This is a genomic window from Ruegeria sp. HKCCA5426, assembly GCF_013034585.1.
Lineage (GTDB): Bacteria > Pseudomonadota > Alphaproteobacteria > Rhodobacterales > Rhodobacteraceae > Ruegeria.
The window spans coordinates 44,655-63,244 of the sequence record NZ_WQGH01000005.1 but is presented as its reverse complement, the minus strand read 5'-3'; the positions used below and the strand labels follow the sequence as shown (position 1 = coordinate 63,244).

Sequence of the window (18,590 nt, the reverse complement as noted above, 5' to 3'; positions counted from 1 at the left end):
CTAAAAACAGGGCAATCCCCACATGTTCGACGCCGCGCCCCTGCTGCGAGATGTCTTTGGATTCGACGACTTCCGACCGGGTCAGGAAGAGATCGTCGATGCCGTGACAGCGGGCGAAAACGTGCTGGCCATCATGCCGACGGGTGGCGGGAAATCCCTGTGTTTCCAACTGCCTGCCCTACTTCGCGGCGGGGTAACGGTGGTCATCTCGCCTCTGATCGCCCTGATGCGCGACCAAGTACGGGGCTTGCAAGAGGCCGGGGTTGAGGCCGGCGCGCTGACCTCGGGAAACACCCCCGAGGAAACCGATGCCGTGTGGGAGGCGCTGGAGGCTGGGCGGCTTAAACTACTTTACATGGCGCCCGAACGTCTGGCCGCCGGGTCGGCACTGGGGATGTTGCGGCGTATCAATGTCAGCCTGATCGCCGTGGATGAGGCGCATTGCGTCAGCCAATGGGGCTATGATTTCCGCCCGGATTATCTAAGGATCGGAGAGTTGCGGCGCGCGTTGAAGGTGCCCTTGGCGGCCTTTACCGCCACGGCGGATGCCGAAACACAGGACGAGATTGTCGAGAAGCTGTTCGACGGCACCGCGCCCCGCAAATTCCTGCGCGGATTTGACCGACCCAACATCCATCTTGCCTTTGCCGCCAAGGACGGGCCACGCAAACAGGTGCTGGATTTTGCTGCCGCGCGAAAAGGGCAATCCGGCATCGTCTATTGCGGCACCCGAAACAAGACCGAAGTGCTGGCCCAAGCCCTGCGCGCCGAGGGGCACTCCGCCTGCCACTATCACGGTGGCATGGACCCCGAGGATCGCCGCAATGTCGAAACCCGTTTCGCGCGCGAAGACGGTCTGATCGTCGTCGCCACCGTGGCCTTTGGCATGGGCATCGACAAACCCGATATCCGCTGGGTCGCCCATGCGGACCTGCCCAAATCCATCGAGGCCTATTATCAGGAAATCGGACGCGCAGGCCGCGATGGTGGCCAGGCTGAAACGCTGACCCTGTTCGGCCCCGATGACATCCGCCTACGCCGCTCGCAAATCGACGAAGGGTTGGCCCCGGCTGAGCGCCGCATGGCCGACCATGCCCGGCTGAACGCTCTGCTTGGACTGGCCGAGGCGCTGGTTTGCCGCCGTCAGACCCTGCTGGGGTATTTCGGCGAACAGGCTGCGCCCTGCGGCAAATGCGATCTGTGCGACACCCCGCCCGAGGTGTTCGACGGTACCACTCCTGTGCGCATGGCCCTATCCGCCATCCTGCGCACCGAGGAATGGTTCGGTTCGGGTCATTTGATCGACATCCTTCTGGCCAATGAAACTGAAAAAGTCCGGGCGCGGCGACACGACGACCTGTCCACATGGGGCATCGGCAAGGACTGGTCCCGCCCGCAATGGCAGGCAATTTTCCGGCAGATGATGGGGCATGATCTGGTCCGTCCCGATCCTGACCGCCACGGCGCGTTACGCATGACCGAGGCCGCCAAACCGATCCTGAAGGGCGAGGCGCAGATTAACTTGCGCAAGGACACAATCCGCAAAGCCACCCGCCGCCCGGCCGTCAAAGCGATGGTTGCCGAAGAAGACGCACCGCTGCTGTCGGCGCTGAAAGCGAAACGCCGCGCACTGGCGGAATCACAGCGGGTGCCCGCCTATGTGATCTTCCCTGACCGCACCCTGATCGAGATGGCCGAGACCCGACCCATGACGTTGGACGACTTGGCCCGGATCGGCGGCGTGGGCGCGAAGAAACTTGAACGCTACGGCGATACCTTCCTGGAGGTGATCGCGGGCGAAGCCGCCGCGCTGCACCCCGCCCGCCGCAAACTGGCCGGGCGCGATCAGGGTGAGATTTTCGATCAGCTTCTGGCGGTTCAGAACGATCTGGCGCGCGGTCCAGAAGGGATCGACAAACCGCTGACCTGCTCGGCCTCACAACTGGCCAAGGTGGCGCAACTGCGGCCCGGCGATCAGCGCGGGCTGGAACAAGTGCTGGGCGACCGTCGTCACGAAAGGTTTGGCGCGGCCTTTCTGGACGTGTTGGAACAGGCGGGCTAGATACGCCGTATCAGGCAAGAAAAGAGGGCGGATATGCTGGTAGTGATTTCCCCGGCCAAGCGGCTGGACTGGGCCGAGCGCGATGTGACAGTCACCCAACCCGATTTCCAGGACGACGCGATCCGGCTGTCGAAAACCGCCCGCAACCTGACGCTGGGCGATCTCAAAAAGCTGATGGACCTCAGCGATGATCTGGCGCGTTTGAACCGCGACCGGTATCGCGCCTTTTCCGATGCCCCCGAGGCCGACCTAACCCGCCCTGCCGCGCTGGCCTTTGCCGGGGACACCTATCAGGGGCTTGAGGCTGCATCGCTGGATGCCGATGAAATGGCCTGGGCGCAGGATCACCTGCGAATTCTGTCGGGGCTTTACGGCGTGCTGCGCCCTCTGGACGCCATTCAGGCCTACCGGCTTGAGATGGGCAGCAAGCTGAAGACCCGACGCGGCAAGAACCTGTATGAGTACTGGCGCGACCAGCTCAGTAAGGCGCTGAACGCACAAGGCGCGCAGATCGGGTCAGACATTCTGGTGAATTGCGCCAGTCAGGAATACTTTGGCGCTGTCGATCCCAAGGCGCTGAAGCTGCGTGTGATCACACCTGTGTTCATGGAGGACAAGGCGGGCACCCCCAAAATCGTCAGCTTCTTTGCCAAGAAAGCGCGCGGCGCGATGGCGCGATACATCGTGCAGCACCGCCTGACCGATCCTGCGGGGCTGTTGGACTTTGACACCGGCGGCTATGCACACCGGCCCGAGTTGTCGACCGAGGACAAACCCGTCTTCGTGCGTCCGTATCAGGCCTGAGCCAGCATTGACCGGTCGTAAGCGACCAGTTCAACCGTATTGCCCTCGGGGTCTTCGGTGAAAATCCCGCGCCAGCCAATCCAGTCGAATTGCTCAACCCGGTAGGGCTGACCAATTTGTTCATACCAACGCGTGACAGGGTCTTGTTCTTCGAAAGGCAGCGACAGGGCGATGTGATGCAAAGCCGACGCGCCGCCGGTCACCGGGGATTGATCACCTGTGGGATGCAAGCCCGGACGCGGGGCGGCTGTATGGTGGAACAGGGCCAAAACCTGAGTATGCCCGCCGAAACCCTGCGCGATCTCGAAAAAAACGATCGCACTGTCATGGTCGCCGCTCAGACACTGCAATCCGATCACTGTTTCATAAAATTCGACCATCGCCGACATATCGGCGCATCGAATGGCTATCTCGCCCAGCGCGCGAGGCTGAAAACCACGTTCATTTAACATGAGTTCAGCCTAATTTGGTTATGGCTGTCCGGCAACGACTGCCTGCGTGCCCTCCGGTTGATGCGTCAGGATCGCTTGTTGGATTTTCTGTTTTTGCAGAGGTTTGGTTAGGTAGTGGTCCAAACCTGCCGACAAGATCCCCTGATCATCTCCTGACATCGCATGCGCGGTCAACGCGACAATCGGAACATGGCGGCCTGTCTCAATCTCGCGCCTCCGGATTTCACCGGTGGCCTGCTTTCCGTCCATTTTCGGCATGGAAATATCCATAAATATCAGGTCCGGATCGAAATCACGATGGACATCCACGGCTTCAAGTCCATTTCCGGCGAACCGCAGTTCGATGTTCAGATCCTTGACCATTTTCTTCAGGATCAGTTGATTGGTCCGGTTATCTTCGGCCGCCAGAACACGCATCAAACGCCCGGCCGAAGGCACGTTCGCGCAATCGGATTCGACGGTTTCTGGTACAGCTATTTCTGCGGGTTCGGCCCGTGTGTCCTGACCAAGAGCGGTCAGGTACGTATACAGTTCAGCCCGGGGAATGGGTTTTTGCAGAACGCCTTCGATCAGATGTCGGGCCGGGTTTGCGTGGATGACGGCGGGATTGGCTGACATCACCACAACCGGCAGTTCGCCCCACCCGCGATCTTTCAGGATGGTCGCCAATTCCAGCCCATCCATATCCGGCAGATCGTGATCACACAAAAGCAGGTCAACAGTATCGTCAACTGCGGCCAAAGCCTCCCCACCAGACGCACACACAGTGACGCGCGATCCCAACCGGCCGAGCTGCTTCGACAGAATGGCCCGGTTGACCGCCAAATCTTCAACAACCATCACGTGGTGCAGACCCCCGCCCAGATCCGGAGGGGCAGGCTGAACGCCTTCGACGGTCGGCATCGACACGCGGAACCCGAAACACGACCCACGCCCCGGTTCACTTTCTACCCAGATCGTACCGCCCATCAGCGTGATCAGACGTTTTGTAATGGCCAGCCCCAGCCCGGTTCCTTCGAACTGGCGGTTGCGTTCATCTTCGACTTGATCGAACTCTCCAAATATGTGGTCGACCTTTTCCGGTTCGATCCCGATCCCAGTGTCTTCGATCGCCACGTGTATATCGCAGGTCTTGGTATCGGTATTGGGCACCCCGGTAACGCGGATCAGAACATGGCCGTTGGCGGTGAATTTCACCGCATTGCCCACCAGATTCGTCAGAACCTGACGAACACGACCCGGATCACCAACAAATAGCGTTGGAAGGAACAGGTCATAGTCGACTAGAAGCGTCAGACCCTTGTCACGAACACTTGGCTGCAAAAGCATCGCAACCTCAAGAATACAGCGCTCAAAGTCAAACTGTTCGGGGTGCAGGATCAGCTTGTCCGCCTCGATCTTGGAATAGTCGAGAACGTCATTGATGATGACCAGCAACGCCTCACCCGAGTTGCGGATCGTGTTAAGATAGAGCCTTTGTTCCTCGTCCAAAGGGGTTTCAGTCAGCAGGTCAGTCATCCCGACAATGCCGTTCATCGGGGTGCGTATCTCATGGCTCATATTGGCCAGAAATGCGGACTTGGCGCGGTTTGCTGCTTCGGCCCGTTCGCGCGCGGCCGTCAATTCGGCCTCATGCCGGACCGAAGCCGAGATGTTCAGCGCCAGACTTACAACATCGCCACCATTGCCCCGCTGGTCGATCAGCTTGACATAATGACCATTCCACAGGCGGATAATTTCCGCGTTGGGATGTGGTTGTGACCAACGGGCCAGCATCCTCCGGATCCAGTCCGGTGCAGCCTCGGAACCCAGATCAATCAGCCCCTCAGCGACCAAAATCTCAAGTATCTGTGGATATGCGACGCCCGGCGCAACTTCGTCGATCCCGTCAAACAAGCTAAGATAGGCCGTATTCGCCCCGATCAGGCGGTTATCGCCGTCAAAAAACGCAAACCCGTCCTGAAACGTCTGAATTGAATGCCATAAGCGCCGTTCGGCCACCTCGATTTTGGCATTGGCCAGCGTCAGGTCGGATTTGACCTTTTCATTCTCACCCCGAACCGTTTCCACCTCGGCCTGCGTTTCGCCGATGCGTTTGGTCAGAGCCATCGCATGCAGGCCCAGCTTGCGGTTGGCGGCGGACAATTCGGCCTGCTTCATTTCCAAAAGACGCTCTGCCGCCAGACGTGCGCGTCGTTCCTGTGCCAGTTTTGTTGCAAGACTCATCTTTGGTCATCCCAGACTAACCCGAGATCAACATCCAGCCAGAGCGTGAAGAAGTGTTTAAGCGCTTACCGCGCAGTTCGGATCACAGGCGCGGGCCGTCAACGACGCCCCTCGCGCAACCAACCGCCCAGCAGGAAGCCGCCCGCCAGAAGCAGCACCAACCACGGCGGCAGCAAACCGGCCTGCGTGACGTCCCGAGTTTCATAAGCGTCACGCGGCGTCAGGCCAATCCAACCGCGCCCGGATGCCGGTCGTCCCGCACGCACGTTGCGGATCGCGGGCAGGCCGTCCTCCAACTTGATCGCCCCACCGCGCAATTCAGCCAGCAGCGGATCCAGAACGTCCGAGGTTGCGATGGTGCGCTCAAATTCTTTCGGCGCGGCCGGACCTAACCCGATAACGGCGGACAACTCGCCTTCCTGCAAACGGTAAAGTCCGATTTCCGGCCCGAAATACTGTGCCTCGAACCGGCCGGGGGAAATCATGTCGAGCGTGATGTCCAGCGTTTCCCCATTCGGGCGCGTGACCGTAACTGGACCGACCTCATCCTCAAGGGTCTGCCGAATGATCCGCATGATCTGGCCGTTGGCTTCGGCCCACAGCGCTTCTTCCTCAAGCTCGGGTTCTTTCATCATCCAATGCGCTAGCCGGCGCAGCAGTTCAAGCTGCGGCCCGCCCCCCTCGAACCCACGATTCCAAAGCCACGCATGATCCGAGGCCAGCATTGCCACGCGGCCTTCACCCACACGATCAAGAACCAAAAGCGGCCTGTCTTCAATCCCGGTCATCAGCAACTCGCCCGAGCGGTGCTTTACGTCGATCTGGCGCAACCACGCGCCCCATTGTTCGGAATCGCCAAGATCAGTCGTGACCGGATGGCGATGCCCCAGATCGGTCACCATCGGGACAAAGCGTTCCTCGATCACCCGTGCGGTTGGCTGCGCCGGTAGGATCGGTGCCAGGGGCGAGCGAAAGATACTGTCCGCGCTGGCAAAGTCAGGCCCGGCCGCGATCAGGACGGCACCGCCGTCGTTAATATAGTTGTTGACGTTGTCCAGATAGATCGCAGGTAAAATGCCGCGCCGCTTGTAACGGTCAAAGATGATCAGATCGAAATCGTTAATCTTTTCCAGAAACAGCTCTCGAGTTGGGAACGCGATCAGCGACAACTCATCCACCGGAACGCCGTCCTGTTTCTCAGGTGGCCGCAGGATCGTGAAATGCACCAGATCGACTGAGCTGTCGGATTTCAGCAGGTTGCGCCATGTCCGCCCGCCCGGATGCGGCTCGCCCGATACCAACAGCACGCGCAAACGATCGCGAACACCGTTCATCTGGATCAGCGCCGTGTTGTTTCGGTCTGTCAATTCACCTTCGGCTTCGGGCACCGTGAATTGAATGACATTACGCCCGCCATGGGGCAGGCTGACGGGCAATTCCACGTCGACACCGATAGGGATCGAGAATTGTTGGGGCTCGGCACCGTCGACCGAGATTTCAAGCGGCGCGCTGGTCGCGCCAGCAGGGGCTGCACCGCTATCTTCTACGCGCAAGGTCAGGGTGACCGGCTCACCGATAATGGCAAAGGCGGGGGCATTTCGCACAATCAAGCGGCGGTCCCAGTCGGTGGCGCGCCCGGTTTGCAGCAAATGCATCGGCGCTGGCAGGTCGGGTGCCTGATCTGCATCGTGCACAATCCCGTCGGATACAACAAGAATTCCTGCGATCCGCGCGCGCGGTTCTTCGGCCAACGCCTCGTTCAGCGCAGCCATGACCTGCGTACCTTCGTCGCCGTCGCCATCACCGACTTTGATCCGGCGCAACTCGGTATTGTCGCGCGACTCGATCTCGGCCGCCAGTTCTTCGGCTGCCAGCGCGGTCTGCTCGGCGCGGTCCGAAAGGGTCTGACTGGCGCTTTCATCCTCGATCATCAATACGATGTCCGTCAGGGGCGCGCGATCCTCGATCTGGTAGACCGGACCAGCCAGCGCACCGATCACGACAAGGGCCGCCAAACCGCGCAGGGCCCAACCGGACAGACCCTGCCAAAGGGCCAGAACCACCCCGGCAAGGGCTACCGCAGCAACGGTGGCCAAAACAGGCCACGGGATCAGGGGATCAAAGATAACGGTTCCTGTCATTGTCCCAACCTGTCCAGCAAGGCAGGCACATGCACCTGATCCGATTTGTAGTTCCCGGTCAGGACATGCATCACCAAATTGACACCAAAGCGATTAGCCAGCTCTCGCTGACGCTCACCTGCATAGCCGCGTCCAACGGGCAACAGGGCCTGACCGTTGCGGTCAACGGCCCACGCTCCGGCCCAGTCATTGCCGCCGATCACCACCGGCGTCACGTTGTCGTTGAGGTTGCGGAACGGCATCCCCTCGATCTGTTCGGCATCCAGTGGCGCGGCCTCGACCCAGACCTCGGTTCCGGCGTAGCGCCCGGGAAAATCCTGCAGCAGATAGAAAGCGCGCGTCAGCACGTGGTCACGCGGGACAGGCTCTAACGAAGGAATATTCAAGGGCGCGGCCAACTGCTGCAATTTGCGTCCATTGGGGCTGGAGGCGCCAAACCGCGCCACATCCGAATCCCGCGTATCAAACAGGATCATCCCACCCGAGCGAAGGTAAGCGTTGAGCTTGGCGTAGGCTTCGGCAGACGGTTGCGGTTGCTGGGGGGTTATGGGCCAGTAGAGCAAAGGGAAAAAGGCCAGCTCATCCCGTTCCAGATCAACGCCGATCGGTTCGGCCGGTTCGACGGACGTGCGATAGAATAGGGTTTGTGCAAGACCCCGCATTCCGGCACCTGCAATGTCATCGACCTGCGCGTCGCCTGTCAAAACATGCGCCAGCACCAATTCCTTGGTGGCGTTCAGCGCAAAATCGGTATCCGCGGGCGTCTGCGCGTCTGCTTGGGGCACAAACAGCAAAACTCCGATCGCAGTGGCCGCGGCCTTGGCCAGACCCAACCGTCCTGACAGCGCCAAAGACGCAATGACATCCACCGTCAGCAACAGCAGCGCAAGGCTGAGCAGGATACCTCCGATGGGCGTTTCCGTGCTAATTTCCTGCCCCTTGATAGGCACATCCGGCGGCCAGACCGCAGGGCTAAGCACCGTGTCGCTGGTCAGAACATTCAGCGCCAGCTTTTGCTTGCCGCTTTCGTAAAGCCCCGGACGCAGATCTGGGCCAATTGCACCCGACACAAGATCGACGCCATCAACGCCCGACAGATTGCCGGCATCAGACAAGGTGCCAAACCCATCCATCACCTGAATTGGCTCCCACGTGGTGCCCTGCAACTGGGACTCCTGCCGAGACTTGGCGGCCGAGGCGACGGCCAGCCGATCCAGCATTTCGACAAACAGGCCCGACAGGGGAAGGCTGGACCATTCTGCATCAGCCGTTACGTGGAACAGCACGACCTGACCCAACCCAAGCGCCTTGCGGGTCACCAATGGCGTGCCGTCCGACAAAGATGCAATCACGCGATCCGCCAGATTAGGGTCTGGTTGCGCCATGACCTGCGTGGTCACAGATACATCTCCGGGGACCTTAAGCCCATAAAACGGTGAGCCTTCGGGGAACGGTGCAAGCCCCTTGGCCTCACCCCAGCTCATCGCGCCGCCAACGGATCGTCCGCCGCTGCGCAGGCGGACAGGCAACAGGATATCTTCCTCGTCACGGCCCAGATCACTGGCAGCCATACGCGGTCCGGCAAAGCGCAACAGCAAGCCACCCTCTTCGACCCATTCAACCAGTGCCGATTGTTCGCCCCCCGACAGTTTGGCGACATCGGCCAGAACGATCACATCCGGGTTGGCCGGCAGTACGTCAAGCAATCCGCCATCAACAAAATCCGCTGTCGGGATCAAAACCTGCGTCAGGTAATGCAACGGTGACAGCAACTCCAAACCTTCGCGGTTCCGCGTCCCGGCGATCAGGGCAACTTCGCGCCGCCGCAGGCTGTCATCGGTCAGTGTCACAGCCCCCGCAGACCGTTCACCTTGAATTTCAAACCGCGTGATCCGCGCGCGCAGTTCTGACGGCAGGGCCAGTTCTATCTGGGCCTGCGTTTCGCCACCTGCAAATTCCACCTCGGCAGATTGAAGAACCCGCATCACCCCGGCCGGGTCGCGGCCCTGCGCCAGAACCGTGATGCGTTCAGCCGGGCCCGCCTCGGCCCGTTGCGCCGTCAATTGAATGACGCCATCCTGATAGCCGGCCGGCAATAGTCCAACAACCGAGGATGGCGACTGATACACAGTGACACCCCCGCGCGCCTGCAAAGCCGCAAGGATCGTTTCGCTGCGATCATATGCCAGACGGTCACTGAACCAATGCGTTTCAAATCCACCTTCAACCTCATCCAGCGCGGCCAAAGCCTGTTCAATCTGCGGCAGCGTAGGCTGCCATGGCATCGGAGCCAGCCCAGGCAATCGACCGCTCCACGCCTCGGCGGCCTGAAAGACAGGGACTTCGGGAACCGTCAGGTTAAGGATCGCGACCGTGCGCCCGGCACGCCCGGCCTCGGTCAGTTGCGCGTCGATCTGGTCCAGCGTCGAAGACCAACGGGATGCGCCCGCCCAGCTTCCGTCCAGCACCAACATCAATGGCCCTGATCCGGCTTGCTCTCGGGACGGGTTCAGAACCGGGCCAGCCAACCCGATGATAATCGCCGCCGCTGCCAGCATGCGCAAAAGCAGCAACCACCACGGGGTGCGGTCCGAAACGCTTTCTTCATCCTTCAACCCAAGCAGTAGTGTGACCGCCGGAAACAGTCTGCGGATCGGCGCTGGTGGCACGGCGCGCAGGATCAGCCACAGGATCGGAAGGGTCAAAAGACCCAGCAACACCCACGGTGCGGTAAATCCAATGCCCGCCAGAACCGTCATGCCGTTCCCCCGTCCAGCGCACGATAGAGCCACAACAGAGCCGCTTGCCCGCTGTCACCCGTGTGGTGCAGACCAAGCTGCCATCCGGTCGCGCGACACAGTTGCGTCAGCGCGTCCTTGCGACTGGCGAGACGCTCTAGATAGCGGTCCCGCAACTCTCCGGCCTTGAGGGTTTCGTGTCGCGCTGTGCCGCCAACGCTTTCAAATATGGTCCGCCCGCGATAGGGAAAGCTTTCCTCGGTTGGGTCCAGAACCTGCAACAGGACACCGCGCACGCCCCGGTCGGCGGCTTTGGTCAGGGCCAGTTCGACCTCATCCATCGGCCCTAAGAAATCGGAAATGAAGACGGCACGCGCATGTGGGATCATGGCCCTATGTTCGGGCGGGGCGTAATCGGCTGCGGCATCTTCGGACCAAGCCTGCGCCAGCCGCACGATTTGCGCGTTGCCGCGCCGGGGCGGAAGGGTTGTTCCGGTCAGTCCGACACGTTCCCCGCCGCGCACCAGCAGGATCGCCGTTGACAGACCAAGCAGGCGCGCCCGGTCCGCTTTGGTGTGCAGGGATTTGTCGGACGCAAACCGCATCGACGCGCCCTGATCGACCCAGAGCATCACCGATTGCGCGATCTGCCACTCGCGTTCACGCACGAATTGCTGATCCCCCCGCGCAGACCGCCGATGGTCGATCATCCGACGACTGTCTCCGATCTGCGCCGGTCGGTACTGCCAGAAATCATCACCCAGACCGGACCGCCTGCGTCCGTGATCACCCAGCAGGACGGTTCCCGCCAGATGTTCGGCCCGCGCCAACAGGGGCGGCAGCCGGGACGCCTCGGCCTCGGATCTTTCACGAAGGGTCAGCGCGGCATTCACGCCGCAGCCTCGGTGCGGATCAAGCCGGCAGCAGTGCTTTCGATCAGCTCAGCTAGGCTGTCCCCGCGTGCACGCGCCGCAAAGTTCAACGCCATCCGGTGGCTGAGGACTGGGCGGGCCATGTCCAGCACGTCCTCGGCATTCGGGGCCAGTCGCCCCTGCAGCATCGCCCGCGCCCGCACTGTCATCATCAGCGCCTGCGCCGCACGTGGACCCGGCCCCCATGCAACGGTTTCGGCAACACGCTCAGACACACCCGCCTCATCCGGGCGGAAGGCACGAACCAGATCGAGGATCAGCTCAACCACCGAATCTCCGACGGGCATGCGCCGCAACAGAACCTGAGCGGCCAGCAGCTCTTCTTTGGTGAAAATCTCATGCGCGTCATCTTCTTCAACGCCCGTGGTGGCCAGCAGAATGTCACGCTCGGTTTGGCGATCAGGGTATTCCACGTCGATCTGGACAAGGAAGCGGTCCAACTGCGCCTCGGGCAGCGGATAGGTGCCCTCTTGCTCAATGGGGTTCTGCGTTGCGAGCACGTGAAACGGTGTTCCAAGAGAACGATCTTCGCCCGCTACCGTCACCGTGCGTTCCTGCATCGCCTGCAGCAGCGCCGATTGGGTCCGAGGGCTGGCGCGGTTGATCTCATCTGCCATCAGCAACTGGCAAAAGATAGGGCCAGAAATGAACCGGAAATGGCGGCTGCCATCTTCGGCGGTATCCAGAACCTCGGACCCCAGAATATCGGCAGGCATCAGGTCCGGCGTGAATTGGATGCGGTTGCCGTGCAAGCCCATCACGGTCGACAGCGTTTCAACCAGTCGCGTCTTGCCCAGACCGGGCAGACCGATCAGCAACGCATGCCCGCCGCACAGCAGCGCGGTCAGGGTCAGTTCCACGACCCGTTCCTGTCCGATAAAGCGGCGGGTGATCGAGGACTTGGCCTCTTGCAGTTTGGTTTCCAGCGCTTCGATCTCGGACACGAGGTCGGCAGGTTCGGTCATGACTTTCCCTTCCGTGGACTAATATGGTTGAAGTGTATCGCGCGAAAAGGAAATGGCAAAAGTAATGAGCGGACAAAAACCTGTGACACCCTCTCCTGATGGCATTGCGGCATCAGTCAAAGCCGCCAAAACCAAGGGCTTGCCCCCGGTTCACCTGTGGAATCCTCCGTTTTGTGGCGATCTGGACATCCATATCGCCAAAGATGGCTCTTGGTTTTATCTAGGGTCACCGATCAACCGGTTCGAGCTTGTGAAGTTATTTTCCTCAATTCTTAAGAAAGAAGAGGGGAAATATTATCTTGTCACCCCGGTCGAAAAGGTGGGAATCACCGTCGAGGACGCGCCCTTCGTCGCGGTCGATTTCGATGCGACGGGCGCCGGCGCGGCGCAGGTGCTGACTTTCACGACACATGTCGGCGATACCGCCATCGCAGGGCCAGATCACCCGATCCGCATTGTTATCGACCCTGAAACAGATGAACCCGCGCCCTACATATTGGTGCGTGCCAACCTCGAAGCGCGGATCGACCGCAAAAGTTTCTACCGGCTGGTCGACATTGCCAAACACAATGGCGAATGGTTTGGCGTTTGGTCAGGTGGACAGTTTTTCCCCCTGATCCGGTCCGAGGACTTGCCGGACTAAGCCCGGCGCACCACCCGACGATCTTGCGCCAGCACCACGGCCACAGCCACGATCCCCGCGCCCAGCGCGCGAGTCCAGTTCCACTCGTCCCCCAGCACAAGCATGATCAACATCACGTAAAACGGCGCGATGTTGATGTGGAACGACGCCAGCGCCACGCCGATTTTCCCGACCGAGGCGATAAAGAACACCTGACTCAGCCCCATCGAGATCAGCGCATAGATCACCAGCATTCCCGCTTGCTGCATATCAACCGGAGCCGTGGGGATGACATCCATACCCAACTGCCCTGCCGTGAAGAACAGAAAGAAGGCCACGACCAACCCGCCCACGAATGTAATGGTACTGCGCCCGGTCTGGCTGAGTTCTGGAAAATCCCGCGCGGTTGCCATGCTGGCCCAGCAGAACAACCCCGTCGACACAATGGCACACCCTGCGCCAAGCCCTAGTTGAGCGGGGGCCACCGCGCTGGTTGCGATTAACCCACCGATGATCGACACTATGACTCCGATGGCAAAATTCCACCGCAAACGTCGCGTACCCGTCGCCAGCTCCAACAGAGTCGCAAACAAGGGCGCGCACGAGGCGATGATGGCCACGGTCACCGGGTCGGTCAGCTTTTGCGCCAGAATGATCAGGAACATCCCAGCGCCCAGCGTTCCACCGACCAGCATCGCATGCCCCCAACGGGCGCGCAGTACGCGGGTCGGCCCGTCAAACAACACCCAGATCGGCACCATCACCAACACCGCAATCGCCAGTCGCGCCACCAAGAGCGCGACGGGGGGCCAGCTTTGCAACAGCACCTCGGCCGCCGGAAACCCGGCTGCCCATGTCAGCATGCTTGCCACCGCCAAGCCATTGCCGGGCAAGGCAGAACTGCGCCCGGCAGACACAGAAAGAGTGTTCCCGCGCACGGGGTCAGGGCTCATTGCCATGGTGTCAGACCTTTTGTTGGAACGGCGACCGAAAATGATTCGCCGCATTGTCCCGAATGTCTCTGAATTGCCCCGGGCGATCTGGCCGATTTTCGACAATCTGTCGTTTTCAGTCCCTTTCCCTGAAATCACCCGACAGCTAAGGTCCGGTCACCAAAAACCCGGACCTGCCAATGCCCAAATTTGCCGCCAATATCTCGCTGCTCTTTGCAGAACTTCCCTATCTCGACCGGTTTCAGGCGGCAGCAGAAGCCGGGTTTCAAGCCGTTGAGATTTTGTTTCCCTATGATCTGGCCGCCAAGGAAACGCGGCGGGCCTTGCTGTCCAATGGGTTGGACCTTGTCCTGATCAACGCGCCGCCACCGAATTACACGGGCGGACAGCCGGGCTATGCAGCAATCCCCGGCGGCGAAGCGCGGTTCCAATCGGATATTCGTCGCGTGATGCGTTACGCCGATGTTCTTAAACCGGGGCTGATCCACGTAATGTCGGGTTATGCCTCGGGGCCGGACGCGCTGGACTATTTCGTAAAGAACCTGAAATGGGCTGCCGATTTCGCACCCCAGCAACAGTTCACGATTGAGCCGCTGAACCCGGTTTCGCAGCCAGACTATTTCCTGAACGACTACGATCTGGCTGCTGATGTTCTGAACCGCGTAGACCGCCCCAATGTCGGCCTGCAATTCGACAGCTTTCACGCCCATATGATCCATGGCAACGCGCTGGACGTGTGGACCCGGTTCAACGCCAATGTGGTTCACGCCCAAATTGGCGCGGCACCGGACCGATCCGAACCCGGGCGCGGGCCAACCGATTTTCCCGCCCTGTTCAGCGCGATGGATGATGCAGGATACGCAGGATGGGTCAGCGCCGAATACGTGCCCTCAACGCCGCAAACGATCAACAGCTTGAAGTGGATGCGCGCCTAGCTCTGGCATTTTTTCAAAAAATCCCGCAGATGACATGGGTCGAGACCAATAGGATTTAGTCAATGATCCCTGCCCGCTTTACCCGCGCTCTGTTCAGCCTGATCATGTCGGGCCTGATGTCCTGCATCGTTACAGGTATCGCTACGGTAAAGGCGATCGGGATAGGCCCAACCACGCTGGGCGACTGGATGGCGTCCTGGGCCTTTTGCTGGCCGATCGCGTTCTCGGTCATCCTGATTCTCGGACCTGCCGTGCAACGGTTGGTCAATCGCCTGGTCAGGCCGCAGGACTGACCCGCTGCGAAGAGGGTCCGTCGGACCTGATGAGAAGCGCGCCGGAGCGCCTCAGTGTGCCTCGGCCCAGTTCGCCCCCTGCCCGGCATCGACACTCAGCTTGACGTCCAGTTTCACCGCCGGGTCCGATGCGCCTTCCATCACGTCGCGCGCGACGCCGATCACCTGATCCACCGCATCCTCGGCCACTTCAAACAGCAATTCGTCATGCACCTGTAACAGCATCTTGGCGGGTAGCCCGTTGATCGCATCCGGCATCCGCACCATCGCGCGCCGGATCACATCCGCCGCCGTGCCCTGAATCGGCGCATTGATCGCCGCCCGGCGCGAGAACCCGGCATGAGGCCCCTTGGCATTGATCTCGGGCGTATGGATCTTGCGGCCAAACAGTGTCTGGACATAGCCATGCTCTTTGGCAAAGGCGACAGTGTCGTCCATATAGGTTCTGATCCCCGGAAAACGTTCGAAATAGCGGTCGATAAAGCCCTGCGCCTCGGCCCGTGGAATGCGCAGGTTGCGCGCCAGACCAAAGCCTGAAATCCCGTAGATCACACCAAAATTGATTGCCTTGGCCTGACGACGAATATCCGGCGTCATCTCGTCCAGTGGCACATCGAACATCTCGGAGGCGGTCATGGCGTGAATGTCCAACCCATCCGAGAACGCCTGTTTCAACGCCGGGATATCGGCGATATGGGCCAGAATCCGCAGCTCTATCTGGCTATAGTCGAGGCTGACCATCACATTGCCCGGCTCGGCGATGAACGCCTCACGAATGCGGCGGCCTTCTTCGGTGCGCACCGGAATATTTTGCAGGTTCGGATCGGTCGAGGCCAAACGGCCCGTGTTGGCCCCCGTGATTGAATAAGACGTATGTACCCGGCCCGTATCGGGGTTGATATGGGTTTGCAGCGCATCCGTATAGGTCGATTTCAGCTTGGACAACTGCCGCCAATCCAGCACCCGGCGGGGCAGTTCATGCTCGGTGGCGAGGTCTTCGAGGATGTCCGCGCCGGTCGAATACTTCCCGGTCTTACCCTTCTTGCCGCCCTCAAGCCCCATCTTGTCGAAGAGAATCTCGCCCAGTTGCGCGGGCGAGCCGACATTGAAGTTCTCACCGGCCAATTCGTGAATATCAGCCTCTAACCCAGCCATTTTCTGCGCAAAGGCGTTGGACATGCGGGACAGAACATCGCGGTCCACCTTGATGCCGTGCATCTCCATTTCCTTGAGGACCGGCACCAGAGGGCGTTCGAGTGTCTCATACACCGTCGCCACCTGCACCTGATGCAGTTGCGGCTTGAACAGTTTCCAAAGGCGCAGCGTGATATCCGCATCCTCAGCGGCATAAGCGGTGGCCTCGTCAATTGGCACCTTGTCGAAGGTGATGGCCGATTTGCCGGACCCCAGCAGCGGTTTGATTGGAATCGGCGTGTGGTTCAGATATCGTTCCGACAGCGTATCCATGCCATGCCCATGCTCGCCCCCATGCATCGCATAAGACATCAGCATCGTGTCATCGATCGGTGCCACCTCCACACCATAGCGCGCGAATATCTTGGCGTCATACTTCATGTTCTGTCCAATCTTCAGGATCGACGGATCCTGAAGCATAGGTTTCAGCAGTATTAGAGCCTCATTTAGCGGCATCTGCCCCTCGGCCAGTGCGTCTGAGCCGAAAAGATCATCAGCGGCTCCGTCGCGGTGGGTTAGCGGGATGTAACAGGCCGAGCCCGCCTCAACGCACAGCGAAATGCCCACCAGATCGGCGATCATTTCGTTCAATCCGGTGGTCTCGGTATCGACGGCTACCCAACCGGATTCATAGATGCGGTCGATCCACGCCTGCAGCGCTGCTGCATCCCGAACGCACTCGTATTTCGCGGCGTCAAAGGAGATATCCTCGGCCTCAGATACAACCTCGGGCGCGGGGGCATCGGCGATCACCGGGGCCTCGGCCCCCAGCTTGTCTGCAATGCGTTTGGTAAGGGTGCGGAACTCCATATCCGCCAGAAAACCCAGCAGCGTGTCCGGCTCGGGGTCCTTCACTTCAAGATCGTCCAGCGTGAAGTCCAGCGGGGTGTTTTCGTCCAACTGCACCAGCTTTTTCGACAGCTCGATCTGGCCGCGCTTTTCGATCAGGGTCTGGCGGCGTTTGGGCTGCTTGATCTCTTCTGCGCGGTCCAGCAGCGTTTCCAGATCGCCATATTCGTTGATCAGCAAGGCGGCGGTCTTGACTCCAATGCCCGGAGCGCCCGGCACGTTATCCACGCTGTCCCCGGCCAGCGCCTGCACATCGACCACCCGTTCGGGTCCGACGCCGAATTTCTCGAACACACCATCACGGTCGATGCGTTTATTCTTCATCGCGTCCAGCATTTCCACGCCGTCGCCAACCAACTGCATCAAGTCCTTGTCGGAACTAACAATCGTCACGCGCCCACCCGCGTCACGCGCCTGAACGGCCAGCGTGGCGATGATGTCGTCGGCCTCATACCCCTCCAACTCCTTGCAGGCGATGTTGAAGGCGCGAGTGGCTTCACGGGTCAGAGGCATCTGCGGTCGCAGGTCCTCAGGCATGGCCTCGCGGTTGGCCTTGTAGAGGTCATAGAGGTCATTGCGGAACGTGTGCGAGCCCTTGTCGAAAATCACCGCCACATGGGTCGGCGCATCCGGCCCCGCGTTTCCTTCGACATATTTCTGCAGCATGTTGCAGAACCCCGAAACGGCGCCGATCGGCAGCCCATCGGATTTGCGCGTCAGCGGGGGCAGAGCGTGATAGGCCCTGAAAATAAAGGCCGATCCATCGATCAGATGCAGGTGACATCCTTTTCCGAAATTGCTCATGCGCGCTCTCCCTGTCGGTCAGGGATGGTTCTGCCACAGGGCCGCGCGCGTGACCAGTCAGGAACGCGGCTTATCCACCAAACAGACCGCTGAAAACGTCCGAGAAACTGTTCAGCAGCGCCATGATCACCAGCACACCGAGGAAGGCAAAAAATGCAAAGGCAAAGAACTGAAACAGGATCGCCCCCACACCGATGACAACGCCTGCAATAGCCGGGCGTCTCTTTTCGTGACGCAGGATACCAACAACGGACAACACAATTGCCAGCCCGCCCAACATGGCGACCCCGATACGCAGGAAATCGTCCAGATCACGGGTCGGCGCAACCGGTTCGGGCTGCTCAAGCCCGGCCGCGGCGCGCAGCGTGGATTTACCGATCTCGGCCGCCAATTCCCCCAAGGAAACCCCGGTGGATTGCTGCGGCGCGAACGGTCCTGCCCAGAACACAAATAGCGCTGCAACCAGCGCAATCGACGCAAGGCTAAACCCTGTCCAACCAAAAACAGGATTTGCTGTGTCAGTAGCGTGAAGGTCAGTCATCACTCTCACCCGGGCTGGTTCCGGTCGAGCCTTAGCACAAAAAACGCGGCGAGATTTTGGCGTTCATTCTTTGTAAGGG

General features: G+C 60.2%; 14 protein-coding genes. 5 read left to right on the top strand and 9 right to left on the bottom strand.

What is annotated here, in order from left to right:
* Positions 1-22: 22 nt before the first annotated feature.
* A complete protein-coding gene (gene recQ / locus GOV87_RS09695) occupies positions 23-2,062 on the top strand; it encodes a DNA helicase RecQ (RefSeq protein WP_171211628.1) in 2,040 nt (679 codons plus the stop codon).
* Positions 2,063-2,095: 33 nt separating this feature from the next.
* A complete protein-coding gene (gene yaaA / locus GOV87_RS09690) occupies positions 2,096-2,866 on the top strand; it encodes a peroxide stress protein YaaA (protein WP_171123089.1) in 771 nt (256 codons plus the stop codon).
* On the opposite strand, the gene GOV87_RS09685 is transcribed toward yaaA, so the two are convergent.
* The 6 genes from GOV87_RS09685 to GOV87_RS09660 all read right to left on the bottom strand — a co-directional run bounded on the left by GOV87_RS09685 (position 2,857) and on the right by GOV87_RS09660 (position 12,320).
* On the bottom strand, positions 2,857-3,318 hold the full coding sequence (locus tag GOV87_RS09685; protein WP_171211627.1) for a VOC family protein: 462 nt from the start codon (positions 3,316-3,318) through the stop codon (positions 2,857-2,859). The two genes, yaaA and GOV87_RS09685, sit on opposite strands and share 10 nt — an antisense overlap.
* An 18-nt stretch (positions 3,319-3,336) precedes the next feature.
* Positions 3,337-5,544: a response regulator gene (locus GOV87_RS09680; protein WP_171211626.1), complete on the bottom strand. Its 2,208-nt coding sequence runs from the start codon at positions 5,542-5,544 to the stop codon at positions 3,337-3,339.
* Positions 5,545-5,642: 98 nt separating this feature from the next.
* Entirely contained in the window at positions 5,643-7,685 is a 2,043-nt protein-coding gene (locus GOV87_RS09675; protein ID WP_171211625.1) for a hypothetical protein, read from the bottom strand.
* The gene (locus tag GOV87_RS09670; RefSeq protein WP_171211624.1) at positions 7,682-10,444 is read right to left on the bottom strand and encodes a DUF4159 domain-containing protein; all 2,763 of its coding nucleotides are present in this window, start codon (positions 10,442-10,444) and stop codon (positions 7,682-7,684) included. The genes GOV87_RS09675 and GOV87_RS09670 overlap by 4 nt, the downstream gene beginning before the upstream one ends.
* Positions 10,441-11,316 carry a DUF58 domain-containing protein gene (locus tag GOV87_RS09665; RefSeq protein ID WP_171211623.1) on the bottom strand — a complete coding sequence of 292 codons (876 nt, stop codon included), beginning with the start codon at positions 11,314-11,316 and terminating at the stop codon, positions 10,441-10,443. The genes GOV87_RS09670 and GOV87_RS09665 overlap by 4 nt, the downstream gene beginning before the upstream one ends.
* Positions 11,313-12,320, bottom strand: a complete 1,008-nt coding sequence (locus tag GOV87_RS09660) for a MoxR family ATPase (RefSeq protein WP_171124072.1) — start codon at positions 12,318-12,320, stop codon at positions 11,313-11,315. The genes GOV87_RS09665 and GOV87_RS09660 overlap by 4 nt, the downstream gene beginning before the upstream one ends.
* 64 nt (positions 12,321-12,384) lie before the next feature.
* Between GOV87_RS09660 and GOV87_RS09655 the strand changes: the two genes are divergently transcribed.
* Positions 12,385-12,963, top strand: a complete 579-nt coding sequence (locus tag GOV87_RS09655; protein WP_171211622.1) for a DUF1285 domain-containing protein — start codon at positions 12,385-12,387, stop codon at positions 12,961-12,963.
* Here GOV87_RS09655 and GOV87_RS09650 read toward each other — a convergent pair.
* Entirely contained in the window at positions 12,960-13,895 is a 936-nt protein-coding gene (locus GOV87_RS09650; RefSeq protein ID WP_254428741.1) for a DMT family transporter, read from the bottom strand. The genes GOV87_RS09655 and GOV87_RS09650 overlap by 4 nt on opposite strands.
* 179 nt (positions 13,896-14,074) lie before the next feature.
* Between GOV87_RS09650 and GOV87_RS09645 the strand changes: the two genes are divergently transcribed.
* On the top strand, positions 14,075-14,830 hold the full coding sequence (locus GOV87_RS09645; protein WP_171211621.1) for a hydroxypyruvate isomerase family protein: 756 nt from the start codon (positions 14,075-14,077) through the stop codon (positions 14,828-14,830).
* Between the two features lie 62 nt (positions 14,831-14,892).
* Positions 14,893-15,123 carry a DUF2798 domain-containing protein gene (locus tag GOV87_RS09640; protein WP_171123107.1) on the top strand — a complete coding sequence of 77 codons (231 nt, stop codon included), beginning with the start codon at positions 14,893-14,895 and terminating at the stop codon, positions 15,121-15,123.
* A gap of 51 nt (positions 15,124-15,174) precedes the next feature.
* Here GOV87_RS09640 and polA read toward each other — a convergent pair whose 3' ends face one another.
* Together polA and GOV87_RS09630 are read right to left on the bottom strand one after the other, a co-directional pair.
* Positions 15,175-17,970: a DNA polymerase I gene (gene polA, locus GOV87_RS09635; protein WP_171211620.1), complete on the bottom strand. Its 2,796-nt coding sequence runs from the start codon at positions 17,968-17,970 to the stop codon at positions 15,175-15,177.
* Positions 17,971-18,040: 70 nt separating this feature from the next.
* The gene (locus tag GOV87_RS09630; protein WP_171211619.1) at positions 18,041-18,511 is read right to left on the bottom strand and encodes a hypothetical protein; all 471 of its coding nucleotides are present in this window, start codon (positions 18,509-18,511) and stop codon (positions 18,041-18,043) included.
* Positions 18,512-18,590 lie beyond the last annotated feature (79 nt).